This is a genomic window from Bacillus sp. 220_BSPC, assembly GCF_001054655.1.
GTDB lineage: Bacteria > Bacillota > Bacilli > Bacillales > DSM-1321 > Peribacillus > Peribacillus frigoritolerans.
On record NZ_JVPL01000245.1, the window covers coordinates 1 to 11,094 of the forward strand.

Sequence of the window (11,094 nt, forward strand, 5' to 3'; positions counted from 1 at the left end):
ACCCTATAGGAGACTTTTTTAGGTGTCTACTCTATAGGGTACAGTTTAAATGGACAAGGGGGGTTTTTTAGTAGAATATCATTTTTCAAGTTTGAGAATTTGCCAGATAGAAAGGAAAGATACGATTAACAATCCGGGACTTTCATTATTTCGCTAAGCTTTCTGTCAATCGGTTTTCTTTCCAAATGACAGTAATGCCAAGGCCAATGACGATAATGACAGCAGCGAAAAGATAAGGGTAGTGGATGTTTACGTCAAAAAGCAATCCTCCCATGGATGGCCCGGCGATATTCCCTAAGCTCGTATAGGTGGAGTTCATTCCAGCAACGAATCCTTGTTCTTTCCCGGCAGCTTTTGATAAAAATGTCGTCAATGCCGGACGAAGCAGGTCAAATGCAAGGAATATGAAGCAAGTTACCACTAGTACTGCCAAAAAGCTGGAAATCATAGTGGATGCTACCGCAAAAATGGCCCCGACGATTAAACATAATTGGATAAGCTTCTTTTCGCCGAGTATATCTACCAGCTTTCCAAACATGAATACTTGCACAACAACTCCGAAAATAGAGCTTATTGTAATGATGATGGCAATATCCTTCGGCGAGAAGCCGAATTTATGATCAGAAAATAGGCTAAAAACCGTTTCATAGGCTGACAAACCAAAAGCGAGTACAAATACAATGATGAACGCAATAAAGTAAAGCGGATTCAGAGATTTTTTTAAATCGCCGATAAAGTTCGTTTGCTTTGTATTAGCAGAAACTTTTGCAAGCTGTTCCTTTGTCATCGGTTCTTTTAAAATGAACATTGATGAAAGGCAAGCTATAAAAGCAATGCCCGCCGCAAGGAAGAAGGGCAAGCGTATACCATATTCTGCAACAAAGCCACCGATTCCTGGTCCTATTATAAAGCCCAAGCTAATGGCGGCTGAAATATAGCCCATTGCTTTAGGCCTTTCTTGAACGGATGTAATGTCCGCAACATATGCAGTAACACCTGGCATGATAAAGGCGGCACTGATTCCGCCAAGGATCCTTGATAAATAAAACACCGACACGTTTGTCCCTACACCGAAGATTAGTTCCGAAACACCAAAAAGGAATAAGCCGATGATGATGATTTTCTTTCTGCCGTAACGGTCAACCCAACGACCTGCGAATGGAGACATAACAAGCTGTGAAACCGCAAATACGGCAACCAGATAGCCCATTGTGCTTCCGGATAAATGCATGATATTCATAAATGACGGCATAACGGGGATGATGAGTCCTATTCCCAGAAAAGCAATGAATATATTGCTTAGAAGGATAATTAATACCGCCTTTTGATCTTTAATTGGTTTATTCATGTTTTAACACCACTTTCATTGTGAATCATTTTTGTGAAATACCCCTCCAAAACACTTTCCAGGAGGCAGTTAATTTATCCTTCAGCCTTTTCTCATCATTGCCGTATACAAGCTCAAGCAAAATGGAATCCACGACTCCCAAGAATGCATAGGTCGGCGTTATGGCTTCATCTTCGACGATTAATTTGGCATCGATCCAATCATGGAATTTACATTCCAGGATCGCCTGCACCTTTTCCTCGATATCTATCACTTCCTGCCCGATTTCTTTTTCAAGATGCGCTGGCGGAAAAAAGGACATACGCAGCCAAAACTTTATATGCTCATTTTTTTGGAAAAGGTCGATGACCAATTGAAGGAATCCGTATAAGTCTTTTTCAGGATTTTTTGAATCAACTTTACTGAAATATTGGAGTTTCGACGATAGCTCCGTCTCTTTCGCATCACGTAAAACTTGCAGGAAAAGATCATCCTTTCCTTTAAAATGAGCGTAAATGGATTGCTTTTTCATGCCGACTTCTTCAGCTATTTGAGAAAGCGAAGCTCCTTCATAACCATGAATCGTGAAATATTTTAGAGCGGCGTCCTTAATTTCATTACTTTTCAATAATATCACCTCATAATTTAACGAACGTTCGTCAGTTATAATAGCAAATTACATAAATATATGCAAGCGAATATGTTAATAAAAAAGTATTATGCCCGAGATCATTGATAATTATGGCGCTATGTTTAAAAAGGACATAGATATGCACTCTAGGCTATTCACAAAATTCCTGCATATAATTCTATATGGATAATAAAGAGGCAGGTGGGATGAAGTTGGATATGTATGACATCAGAAATGCGATTCATTACTATTACACAAAAATACAAGAAACGAATCATCCTTATTATTGGTACTCTTTGGCTGAGACCCAAAGTAGGGCCGGATTAACAAATGAAGCACTGCAAACGATAGAAAACGCCTTGTCGTTTCAGAATCCTTATCCTTCCAAAACAGAACTGGTAGACATGCAATTGAACCTCCAAACCGTTCTTTCAAGACAAATGAACTCCAGCAGAACAGTCATAGTGACCTCAAGACAGGGAGATATTGATGGGGACGGGACAAAGGACAATGTTTTTCTTACCGCAAATAAAACCCCTGATAGCCCCTTTTGGAGGAATATAACTTTGGTTATCCAAAATGGGAGGACTAATCAATATGAACAAGTTCCCATGAAAAATGACGCAGGATATAATCCGACCCTTTTTCTTGGTGATTTTACAGGTAATGAGGGGGATGACATATTAGTGGTCATTGATACAGGAGGAAGCGGGGGTTCCATTTATGCGTATGTTTTTTCCTACCTTAACGGTCAACTCATGACCATTTTTAATTCAGATTCATTCAATGAATCCTTTCAATACGATGTTCATTATGAAAACCAATACAAAGTAAAGGTGAACAGTCATTACCTAAAAGAAAGGTACATTCTTGACCTGACTTATAAGGATCAGGAATATTTATCTGAAATTTATAACAAGGATGGTATATTGAAGGCGCCGATTGAAGGATGGGTCAATCCTTTATCTGGTTTATATCCGGTTGATTTCAATAGGGATGGCATATATGAGCTCGAAGCGTATCAAAGGATTGCAGGGAGGTACAATGCCGACTCACTGGGATTTGTACAGAACGTATTGAAATGGAACGGGAAAGCATTTGCTCCTGACCGGCAGAATGTGGCTATTTTCGGAGAGGAAATATAGCACAATGGAATAGATGGTCCATGAACAAGGTACAGGCAAAATCTTCGCCCAAAAGAAACCGGGAAATATTCCTGGCAATGGTTCACCTGACTGTGTTCATTGACGAAGAAAATTGACCGGCTTTCTATACGATTTAATCGAAGGGGATTCTTGCATATTGGAATTTTTAGTAGGCGATACCTACACGTGCTTTTAAAAAATCGTTACTTTTTATTTGGCTAAATGCAAATTCTGCTGTATCCGGAACGGATATTTCAATACTATCCTCCGGCAAAAAGTCGCCTTCTATACGATATATACCAACTCTCTTTCCATCCGGCAAATACGTAGGACAGACAATTGTCCATTGAAGTGTTGATTGTTTAAGCAAATCGAAAACTTCATGATGTTCTTTCGCTGCACGGGTAGACTTCTGCTTTGATTCACTTGTCTGATAACGCAGAGAATTTGGGGTTGTTCTACTTTGGAGGATACCTGCCGTTCCAATGGTTATAATTCGTTGTATACCTTCGTTTTTCATAGCTTCGATAATTAGTGGCATACTTGCTGATAAAGTCGTTGTCCCATCAGTATTAAGTGCACTAATAACTACATCAATTCCATGCATGGCACGTACGATATCATCTTTATTTAAAACATTACCTTGAATGATGGTTAAATTGTCATTGTTTATAGCGATCTTCTCTGGAGTGCGAACTAAAACGGTAACATGATGATTGTCTTGCAGACCATGAATAACTAATTGACCCCCAACTCGTCCAGTTGCACCCAAAATTAAAATATTCATGGAAACGACCTCCTTTTTTTCTAATATAATTATTCCACTAACATTGTATCGTCATTTTCAACTAATGGGGAGTTTTGTGCATTAAATCATTATAATCCAGTGTTTGCTGGCGGTACCCCATGCCCAAGAGCATTTTCCCACAATCTTTTTGTGGGTATATTTTTTCCTCAACATTGAATTCATCCAAAAGCTTATTGTGGATAGCTTAATGAAAGATTACCTATTTACTGCTTCAGATAAATTAAATAAATTTTTTATAAAATTATTCATATTTAGATAAAATTACTAATTTTTGTTTTATAAAGCCTTTCTAATATGAAATCCTGTTATGTCCAAGCTCACTTATTCCTTTTCCATATACTAATAAAAAAAGGAGGTGAGAAAGTGAGTAAAAGTAAGAATAGCTCTTCACGCAAGGATGAAGAGAAAGTGAGTAATAATGAGCATAGCTCTTTACGTAAAGATAAAGCGAAAATAGAATCGGCGCACCAAGAGTGTATTGATCGTGCTTATCGTATTCCTATATTTTTAAGTACGACGACTCATTTAAATGACAACCAACAACGGTTTCTAAACCGTCTAATTTTAGAGATTGAGAATGCTTTACTTTTTCCGCGTACATTACCATTAAGCGAAAGTTATCCTGAATCCATTTTAACTGATATTCGTCGGTTAGTTTCATCAAGCTATGGAATGTTGGCAGTAAACCTTCGTCGTTTTAAAATTCAAACAGTTGATGTCAATGCAGGACCCCTTCCACCTTCCACTCCATTCTGGACAGGATCAGTTTATTCACAAGTAGAACCTTCAATGGCTTTTCAATTTGGTCTACCCTTATTATTAGTAAGGGAAGAAGATACTGACGCAAATAATGGAATTTGGGCAGGAGGAATTGCCCCACTCAACCTATTTATAGTTTGGCATTCTGAAACTCAAACTGTAGATCAATTCTTTAACACTCCTGAATGGAGATCAGCCTTTGCAAATTGGAGTGCACAAGTAAGAAATGCTTTTTATATACAGACAGAGCCTCAGTTCAAGTACAGATGTGAATGAAACCCTGGTACTTTAGCAATAAGTCGAAAATATACAATGTTTAGTTCACCTTTATATATTTTCGACTTATTCACACAAAAACAAATATTTCCTTTTTTGTTATCACGAACAAAAAGATTTACTTCATAAAAACACACAATTGTGTAGCCGCCTCGAAGCATCTACAGGTGTCCTCATGAGCCCTGAGGGGGTGGCGAGTTCCTCCACGTTTAGTAGGAAAAGCGAGGGAAAATGATAAAACCACCTTCGGTTCCACGGGTCTAACCATTCAACCGAAAGGCTTATACATAAGGGATTTAGGGTATTTCGACTTACAGCTTACAGAAAATGAATGATGAAGGTGCTTACTAAATCTCACGTTTGAAGTTGAATTCTCGTATATATCGTAAGAATGATGAACCAGAGTTTTTTTAAAATGGGACTGTGAAGAAAGGTACTCTCTTTATTCAGTTAGAACGGAAGAGCTTATGAATCAATTTCAACATGGATGGTTTTTATGTCATGCGGTATTTTTAGCGTTACCATTGCAAATTAAAGAGAACATCCTTGTATATTATCTCTTGCGCGCTTACCTTGATGGCGATGTGGCGGTATCCCCGTTGATAAGGAAACAAAACGGGCCGCTCAATAGCTTCATGAGGGGCCCATTTAACGTGAAAAAATATAAAAACGTCTTAAAACAAGTCAATAGCCGCCACAATTTTGCCCCTAATATCCCTGTCCTTCTTTCGATTTTAGAAAAGCATCAACGGATTCGTCCAATAATTTTTCCCGATTAGGATCTTCATTGACATCTGTATCCACTTCCATCACGTCGTTTAATCGACTAACCTGACTTTTTGGCTGAGCTGGATTATTTTTTTCTTTTGGCATATAAACTCCTTCTTGAACAGTTATTTTTTATTTAGTATGAACGATTCATCCAATATTCACTAAGATTATTTCCGTTTCTTTCCCAAATTGAGTCCGGTTGTCTTAATGGAAGGTTGAAACAACATACACGATATTATTTCGGTTATCATTGACTGAATATTATAAATATTATAATATTTATTTTGCGCATTTGTTTTTTGAAACAAGGTTTTATATTAGAAACAACTGGGTTTTCCTTGTGTACAGTCAAATAATCTGACAGGAGGTTTTTGTTATGAAGAAAAGATTAAGGAATACTTCGTTTGGTTTTTTATTGGTAGTGACCATAATTCTATCATTATCATTATTTCTTCCTTCATTTGGCCAAACAGCGGTCCAGTAAACCGATTTTAAAGTAACCCTATTAGGTACAGGTTCTCCACTTTTAAGTACATCCCGCTCCGGTCCAGCTACTCTTGTAGAAGTTGGTAATGAAAAATTCCTCTTTGATGCTGGACGCGGAACCGCTTTACAATTATATAAAGCGAATATGTTACCAGGAAGTGTTGATAAGTTATTCCTTACGCATTTGCATTCGGATCATACAATCGGCATACCGGACGTATGGCTTACAGGTTCCTTACCAACAGGAGGGAAAAGAGAGCAAGCATTTAAGATTTGGGGACCTAAGGGAACCGAGAAAATGATGGTACATATGAATAAAGCATATAAAGCCGATTTGGATGCAAGGGATGACTCTGGAAATGGGAACGTTGAAGGAGAGGAGGGTATTGTCTATAACAAAAGGGAATTGAAGTAATAGCCTTCAAGGTTGACCATAAATCAATAGAACCGGCTTTCGGTTATCGGGTTAATTACAAAGGACATTCAGTAGTTATCTCAGGCGACACCCGCTATAATGAAAATCTTATAAAATTTGCCAAAGGTGCTGATGTGGTGATTCATGAGGTTGCAGCGGCAAAACCTGATATTCAATCAGAATCAATCGCCAATATACTTGATCTTCACACTACACCGGAGGAAGCAGGTAAAGTCTTTAGCCAAATACAACCAAAACTTGCTGTGTACTCACATATAGTATTATTGGGAGGATTAACAGAAGAAAAAGCTGATTTGCTCGAAAGAACAAAAAAAACATATGAAGGAACTGTGTTAGTAGGGGAGGATTTACTATCCATTGAAATAGGGGGAGAGGTACAAGTACAACAGCCGGTTAACGAGGCGAACTCGGGAAGCTAAAACAGACCAGCTTCAGCGAGCAAATGAGTTATGCCTATTAATTAATCTTAGAGAGTTTGAAACATGAGCCGCCTTACCAAAGCCAAATAAATGCATATTTTTTCTAAAGGGAATCCAAAAAGAAGGATTCCTTTTTTAGTTAGGTAAAGAAGGAAAAACAGAGCTAGGCCGTCCGTCGGAAGAAATCAGTGAAAAAGACGAGGAATTTTATATAGTTCTTATACATATAGAGGAAAAAACGGCGGACAGAAATCAAGATTTTTTTAAGTCAAATATTAAGGAAAACAGAACGAAAAAAATCCCCGACATGTATATCGTGAATGGCTCCAGGAAGTCTATGATAATGCTTATTTTTTCACTCTCTCTTCACCTTGATTTTATTCATTTTGATCCAGAACGTTTCATTACGTATGAAATTTAGAACCAAGACTGTTGAACTTCTTGAAGTTGTTGTTGAGCTTCTTCAAGCTGTTGCTGTGCTTGTTGGAATAGTTGTGGATTATCATTAACCTGGGCAGATTGTATAGCCTGTTTGGCTTGTTGCGCCGCAATTATAGCTTGCTGATATTGTTGTTTTTGTGTCATTTTAAAAGTCTCCTTCATTATTTTTATACTAAAGGCTAAACCTTTAACCTTTTTATATTTTGTATTTAAATTTTGATATTATTCATGAATAGGTTGATTCATTTCTCCTTATGTAAGTTAGAAGGCATGTACGGAAAAAATTTGATTTTTTGAAGTCAATAAAGGGATATTCCATAAAATACAAGATGAAAGCTGAGCGGTACAAACATACGGTTTTTCCCTACTTCAAATGAACTCCGTTAAAAATCACCATAATACCCAATTGGTTATACAAACTTATCGGAAGCATGGTTTAGACGCTCATCGTTTTCACCTTCATCATTTTAGTAACCTGTCACATTGAAAAAATCTCCCGAAGTCTTTGAGAATACTAAGTCTATCCAACAATTCATCTGATTAACCATGCTTTCTTTCGGGGCGTTTCATGATTTCATCGGATTGGCTTAGCATACGAAGCTTTCGAACATATTCAGATATCCAGTTGATAAATGAGAAATATCCATTTTTGACTATATCAACTATTACTTAATGTATCCTTACATCACCTTTGGATTGAGGTAAAGTCGCGATATCCTTGTTTCATTTAAGATTGGATAGTTGCCGATTAGATTAATAGTGGCGTAAGGGTAGAACCTTGAATCGATATGAAGGTAAATATCACCGAACGATTGAAGAATAGTACCAACCTTTAAAAAAGCTGGTTTCATGATTGAAGATATGAGGTAAGGATTTCAAGATCAGAGGAAATTAAAAGTGAAAGTGAATATAAACGAAGTGTTGAATTAATTTAGAGGTTTCATGACAAATAAGATTTTTACATTTACACCAGCTTTAACTCAGAAAAGGGCGCTTGAATTTAATAAAAGGAAAGCACATATTATGCGTGACTAATACGTGCTCTTCTTTTTAGGAATTTATAATGTTTTAGGTCTTGAAATAAGGTTATTCAAAAGGAAGTATAAATTAAAGATACCCATTTAATACTGTGCCAAAAAGATCGAATTCAGGATCTTTTGACTGGTTTTTTGGTTGGGCTTCGGATCGCCCTATTGAAGAGTTGATACCACCTTCAACTGACTCTACAAGAGTTTCGTCATTCTCTTTATGAAATGGGTTATCAATCATCCCAAAATCAACTCCTTTTTATAATATAAACGAATGGTTAGTTATTAATTCCCTAAATACTTTTATTTTATGCAAGAAAATATGGCGATGACTGGAATTCATTGAAATGAACGGAGAAAAATGTGTAAGCAATCGTGATGATTTTTATGACAGGATGCATAATGATTATTTTATGCCCATAAAAAAAAATGGTACCGATTCATTGATCAGTTGAGGGGTTTAACAGGATTCAGTTTTAATTTTTGGACTTCGGCCTACTTAGTAGCAAAAGGATTGAAAAAGTTCATTCCACATGTGGTTACAGGAAGCTCTAATGATCGGACCTGTTCTGATTGAAAGGTCAAAGTGGAGTGAGAATCCTTTCCTTTTTAACAAAGTAAGCCCACTCGGAAAAGCCGATCTCCTTTAGTCTTTTTTTAACTAGTTCAAATTCATCGCCAATACGTTCCGGTGTATGCGAATCCGATCCAAAGGTTACCTTTACATCATAGAAAAGAGCTCGTTCTAAAATGTCATCTGCTGGATACCACCCACCACAATCTTTCGTTTTACCAGAGGTATTAATCTCAATGGCGATATCTTCTGAACTAATGATTTTTAGCGTTTTTTCAATAATGTCTGTCTCAATGGAAGAAAAGGCTGGATAAAAACCTTTCATTGCATCAATATGGCCTAAGATTTGGAACACTCTGCTTTTAGCCGATTTCTGTATTAATTCATAATATTCATCCTTTACTTTTGACTGTTCTTTAGAGGTTAAGCCATTCCAACGCCCTCTTTTAAAAATGCTAATATCCTGAACATAATGAACAGATCCAATTATGTAGTCAAAAGGGTGTAAAAGATATTGATCGCGGTAGACTTCAATGTGATCAGGGAAGAAATCACTTTCCATTCCTAATAACACGTGAATTTTGTCGGCATATTTCTCTTTTAAGCGAAGTACTTCCTCAATATAAGGAACAAGTTCACTTTTTGCCATTGCAATAGTTGGGTAAAGATGGTCGTCCTCACTATAAAAATATGGAGAATGATCAGAAATCCCAATATAATGCAAGTCGTATTCGATGGCTTGCTTTACATAATCCTCAATTGTGCCGATAGCATGTCCACAGCGTTCATGGTGAGTGTGGAGATCAAATTTTATTGAATTCGTCATTTTCTTAGTCCTCCTAAAGTGAACCAGATTATCTTATTTTATCATATCCAAAATTCACATCCTTTCTCACAAATTGAAAGAAGATTTATACCTTACTACCCTCGAAAACGAATTTCTATCTTACGGATTTAATTTTATACCCATCAATTAAAGATATTTTAGTTCGAGTAATTGGTATAAGTGTTGAATTTCCTAGGCAAAATAAAATGTTCAAATATGTAAAAGGAAAGGAAGGATATATAGAATGACAAAGGTATTGTATATCACGGCCCATCCTCATGATGACAAGCAATCTTACAGTATGGCCGTTGGAAAAGCATTTCTTGACACTTATAAAGAAGTAAATCCTAGCCATGAAATTGTGAATATTGACCTTTATAAAGAAAATATTCCTGAAATTGATGTGGATGTTTTCAGTGGTTGGGGGAAACTTCAATCTGGAAAGGGTTTTGAAGAACTCTCGTCGGAAGAGAAAGCAAAAGTTAGTCGACTTTCAGAGTTATGTGAGCAATTTATAGCGGCCGATAAATATATATTTGTAACGCCTTTATGGAATTTCTCGTTTCCGCCAGTAATGAAGGCATATATTGATTCCGTTGCTGTTGCAGGTAAATCATTTAAATACACCGAACAAGGCCCAGTTGGTCTTTTAACTGATAAGAAAGCCTTGCATATTCAAGCTCGTGGTGGTATTTATTCAGAAGGACCGGCAGCTGAACTGGAAATGGGTCACCGATATCTAAATATCATTATGCAATTCTTCGGAGTGCCTTCCTTTGAAGGTTTATTCGTTGAAGGACATGCAGCAATGCCTGATAAAGCACAAGAAATTAAAGAAAATGCTATAGCACGTTCAAAAGATCTAGCTTCTACTTTTTAAATCAAGGAGCCAACAATTTTTGTTGGCTCAGTTTGTCGACAAAAGGGGTTCGGAATTAAAAAATTCTGAACCCCTTTTGAAATTCCCTCTGAATTTCTCCTAAAGTTAAAGAGATTGGGGCTCTACGAACCCACTATGTTAGGCCATTTTTTTGGTCCTCGCCATGTCCAATTGGCCTTCTTCTTTAAATTAATGGCAGCGAAAGTAAGCCATATTTGTTTCAACTATGGTTTCCATTATTGAATGAAAGTCAGTTTAACTAAAATAACTGGATCAATACTTGGGCG

11 protein-coding genes and 2 pseudogenes are annotated in these 11,094 nt (G+C 37.0%); 6 read left to right on the plus strand and 7 right to left on the minus strand.

Annotated elements, in window-relative coordinates; genetic code table 11:
• Nucleotides 1–145 precede the first annotated feature (145 nt).
• Both ADA55_RS19230 and ADA55_RS19235 read right to left on the minus strand, forming a co-directional pair.
• Entirely contained in the window at nt 146–1,348 is a 1,203-nt protein-coding gene (locus tag ADA55_RS19230) for an MFS transporter (protein ID WP_048686833.1), read from the minus strand.
• Between the two features lie 25 nt (nt 1,349–1,373).
• On the minus strand, nt 1,374–1,955 hold the full coding sequence (locus tag ADA55_RS19235) for a TetR/AcrR family transcriptional regulator (RefSeq protein ID WP_048686835.1): 582 nt from the start codon (nt 1,953–1,955) through the stop codon (nt 1,374–1,376).
• Between the two features lie 407 nt (nt 1,956–2,362).
• Here ADA55_RS19235 and ADA55_RS19240 point away from each other — a divergent pair, with 407 nt between their 5' ends.
• A complete protein-coding gene (locus ADA55_RS19240; RefSeq protein WP_048686844.1) occupies nt 2,363–3,103 on the plus strand; it encodes a hypothetical protein in 741 nt (246 codons plus the stop codon).
• 166 nt (nt 3,104–3,269) lie between these two features.
• On the opposite strand, the gene ADA55_RS19245 is transcribed toward ADA55_RS19240, so the two are convergent.
• Complete coding sequence (locus ADA55_RS19245; RefSeq protein ID WP_048686837.1) at nt 3,270–3,890, minus strand: NAD(P)-dependent oxidoreductase; 621 nt, start codon at nt 3,888–3,890, stop codon at nt 3,270–3,272.
• A 429-nt stretch (nt 3,891–4,319) separates the two neighbouring features.
• On the opposite strand from ADA55_RS19245, the gene ADA55_RS19250 reads away from it, so the two are divergent.
• Entirely contained in the window at nt 4,320–4,946 is a 627-nt protein-coding gene (locus ADA55_RS19250) for a hypothetical protein (RefSeq protein ID WP_034311227.1), read from the plus strand.
• 192 nt (nt 4,947–5,138) lie between these two features.
• A pseudogene (locus tag ADA55_RS30700) lies at nt 5,139–5,434 on the plus strand (transposase); the annotation flags it as partial.
• Between the two features lie 220 nt (nt 5,435–5,654).
• Here ADA55_RS30700 and ADA55_RS29500 read toward each other — a convergent pair.
• Nucleotides 5,655–5,819 (minus strand): hypothetical protein, encoded by a 165-nt coding sequence (locus tag ADA55_RS29500; RefSeq protein WP_153246145.1) that lies wholly within the window; start codon nt 5,817–5,819, stop codon nt 5,655–5,657.
• 451 nt (nt 5,820–6,270) lie between these two features.
• Between ADA55_RS29500 and ADA55_RS29505 the strand changes: the two are divergent.
• A pseudogene (locus ADA55_RS29505) lies at nt 6,271–6,618 on the plus strand (MBL fold metallo-hydrolase); the annotation flags it as partial.
• Nucleotides 6,619–6,644: 26 nt separating this feature from the next.
• On the plus strand, nt 6,645–7,058 hold the full coding sequence (locus tag ADA55_RS29510; protein ID WP_235443573.1) for an MBL fold metallo-hydrolase: 414 nt from the start codon (nt 6,645–6,647) through the stop codon (nt 7,056–7,058).
• A gap of 417 nt (nt 7,059–7,475) precedes the next feature.
• On the opposite strand, the gene ADA55_RS29515 is transcribed toward ADA55_RS29510, so the two are convergent.
• The 3 genes from ADA55_RS29515 to ADA55_RS19265 form a co-directional block, all read right to left on the minus strand.
• The gene (locus ADA55_RS29515) at nt 7,476–7,643 is read right to left on the minus strand and encodes a hypothetical protein (protein WP_153246146.1); all 168 of its coding nucleotides are present in this window, start codon (nt 7,641–7,643) and stop codon (nt 7,476–7,478) included.
• Nucleotides 7,644–8,606: 963 nt separating this feature from the next.
• Nucleotides 8,607–8,768 carry a hypothetical protein gene (locus ADA55_RS29520; RefSeq protein WP_153246147.1) on the minus strand — a complete coding sequence of 54 codons (162 nt, stop codon included), beginning with the start codon at nt 8,766–8,768 and terminating at the stop codon, nt 8,607–8,609.
• A gap of 340 nt (nt 8,769–9,108) precedes the next feature.
• Complete coding sequence (locus ADA55_RS19265) at nt 9,109–9,927, minus strand: histidinol-phosphatase (RefSeq protein ID WP_176702907.1); 819 nt, start codon at nt 9,925–9,927, stop codon at nt 9,109–9,111.
• Between the two features lie 244 nt (nt 9,928–10,171).
• On the opposite strand from ADA55_RS19265, the gene ADA55_RS19270 reads away from it, so the two are divergent.
• Nucleotides 10,172–10,807 (plus strand): FMN-dependent NADH-azoreductase, encoded by a 636-nt coding sequence (locus ADA55_RS19270; RefSeq protein ID WP_048686842.1) that lies wholly within the window; start codon nt 10,172–10,174, stop codon nt 10,805–10,807.
• The last annotated feature ends 287 nt before the right edge of the window (nt 10,808–11,094 follow it).

What these genes read in the sequence shown, in the direction of transcription:
- ADA55_RS19230 (WP_048686833.1), bottom strand. Translation starts at nt 1,348, where the DNA reads ATGAATAAACCAATTAAAGATCAAAAGGCGGTATTAATTATCCTTCTA.
- ADA55_RS29520 (WP_153246147.1), bottom strand. Translation starts at nt 8,768, where the DNA reads ATGATTGATAACCCATTTCATAAAGAGAATGACGAAACTCTTGTAGAG.
- ADA55_RS19265 (WP_176702907.1), bottom strand. Translation starts at nt 9,927, where the DNA reads ATGACGAATTCAATAAAATTTGATCTCCACACTCACCATGAACGCTGT.
- ADA55_RS19240 (WP_048686844.1), top strand. Translation starts at nt 2,363, where the DNA reads ATGCAATTGAACCTCCAAACCGTTCTTTCAAGACAAATGAACTCCAGC.
- ADA55_RS29500 (WP_153246145.1), bottom strand. Translation starts at nt 5,819, where the DNA reads ATGCCAAAAGAAAAAAATAATCCAGCTCAGCCAAAAAGTCAGGTTAGT.
- ADA55_RS19270 (WP_048686842.1), top strand. Translation starts at nt 10,172, where the DNA reads ATGACAAAGGTATTGTATATCACGGCCCATCCTCATGATGACAAGCAA.
- ADA55_RS29515 (WP_153246146.1), bottom strand. Translation starts at nt 7,643, where the DNA reads ATGACACAAAAACAACAATATCAGCAAGCTATAATTGCGGCGCAACAA.
- ADA55_RS19245 (WP_048686837.1), bottom strand. Translation starts at nt 3,890, where the DNA reads ATGAATATTTTAATTTTGGGTGCAACTGGACGAGTTGGGGGTCAATTA.